The organism is Staphylococcus sp. EG-SA-2 (assembly GCF_017152085.1).
Genome location: NZ_JACYHC010000831.1, coordinates 1 through 1,189, shown reverse-complemented (window position 1 = coordinate 1,189; position 1,189 = coordinate 1). Strand labels below are relative to the sequence as shown.

Below are 1,189 nucleotides of genomic sequence, written 5' to 3'. Positions count from 1 at the left end.
GTTAAACTAAGAGGTTAGGCGATTTTATTGTGACAAGAGACTGAAGAGCTTTTAGTAAATAATTTAAATTAAAATAATTAAACTTTATGAAAATGGTAAGCCTAGAAACGAAATTATACGAGAATATAATCTAACATCATTAACTCTCTCAAATTAGACAAAACAAAACCAAAATACTGAGTCATTCAATCATCAAGACAGTTTAACTGGAAATGATAATTTAATAATGTGCACTTTTGATTGTTTAAACATGTACAATTTTTAAAAACCTATAGATAATTTTATTGAGATGAACAACAATGAAATTATCTTTAGACATAAATACTGATTTTGAAGTTACTACTCTTACAGATTTACCAAAATTAAAAATTGTCATGGAGAACTTAAACATGAAAATAAACAAAAGTGAAATAGCGAGACACATGGGTGTTTATAGAAGAACAGTTGATAAATATTTAAATGGCTTTGAGCCAACCAAAAAGAGAAATCGTCAGTCTATTATTGACAAGTATTATCCTATCATCGAAAAATTACTTTCAGACTCTAGTGAACAAAAGTTCTACTATAAGCTTATTCTTTGGCAATATTTGAAAGATAAACATGGATTAACCTGTGCATATTCTACATTTAGAGCTTATATCCTTAAACATGATGAATTTAATCGTTATTTTATGAAAGGTTATCAACGGTTGTCGCCTAAAGGCAAAACGAGATTCGAGACAAAAGCCAGTCATCAAGCACAGTTTGACTGGAAAGAAGGCATTAACTTTAAAACGAAGGATAATCAAATGGTCCTTTAGAAGGGATAAACAACAAAATAAAATTAATTAAACGTACATCTTTTGGTTAAGGAAGTTATAATCATTTGCGAAATCGAATATTATTATGTTCAAAACTTTACGCTCCAAAAAGTAAAAAGGAAGCTAAGCAATGTTTAGTTGCCTAACTTCCGATATTGAACTCATCAGGCCAATTTGGCATAGAGCCTTTTTTAGTTCTTGATGTTTCTCTTTAAAACCTTGCATATTTTACAAAGAGAAAGATTAGCAGTATAATTGAGATAACGAAAATAAGTATTTACTTATACACCAATCCCCTCACTATTTGCGGTAGTGAGGGGATTTTTATTGGTGCGGCTATATGTCACCTATTTTGTATTGCGTCTACTTAGCCAATAAGAAAAAAACGC

At 29.9% G+C, this 1,189-nt stretch carries 3 protein-coding genes and 1 pseudogene; 3 read left to right on the top strand and 1 reads right to left on the bottom strand.

The window, feature by feature from the left end; translation table 11 throughout:
• Positions 1–67: 67 nt before the first annotated feature.
• The 3 genes and pseudogenes from IDG60_RS24800 to IDG60_RS14980 all read left to right on the top strand — a co-directional run.
• Positions 68–157 (top strand): hypothetical protein, encoded by a 90-nt coding sequence (locus tag IDG60_RS24800; protein WP_305956627.1) that lies wholly within the window; start codon positions 68–70, stop codon positions 155–157.
• A 232-nt stretch (positions 158–389) separates the two neighbouring features.
• Positions 390–800 (top strand): IS21 family transposase, encoded by a 411-nt coding sequence (locus IDG60_RS14985; protein ID WP_001808705.1) that lies wholly within the window; start codon positions 390–392, stop codon positions 798–800.
• A pseudogene (locus tag IDG60_RS14980) lies at positions 785–946 on the top strand (transposase); the annotation flags it as partial. The gene IDG60_RS14985 and the pseudogene IDG60_RS14980, both read left to right, overlap by 16 nt.
• Here IDG60_RS14980 and IDG60_RS14975 read toward each other — a convergent pair.
• Positions 924–1,025, bottom strand: a complete 102-nt coding sequence (locus IDG60_RS14975) for a hypothetical protein (RefSeq protein ID WP_001792025.1) — start codon at positions 1,023–1,025, stop codon at positions 924–926. The pseudogene IDG60_RS14980 and the gene IDG60_RS14975 overlap by 23 nt on opposite strands.
• Positions 1,026–1,189 lie beyond the last annotated feature (164 nt).

Coding starts and splice junctions, on each gene's coding strand:
- IDG60_RS14985 (WP_001808705.1), top strand. CDS start 390: ATGAAAATAAACAAAAGTGAAATAGCGAGACACATGGGTGTTTATAGA.
- IDG60_RS14975 (WP_001792025.1), bottom strand. CDS start 1,025: ATGCAAGGTTTTAAAGAGAAACATCAAGAACTAAAAAAGGCTCTATGC.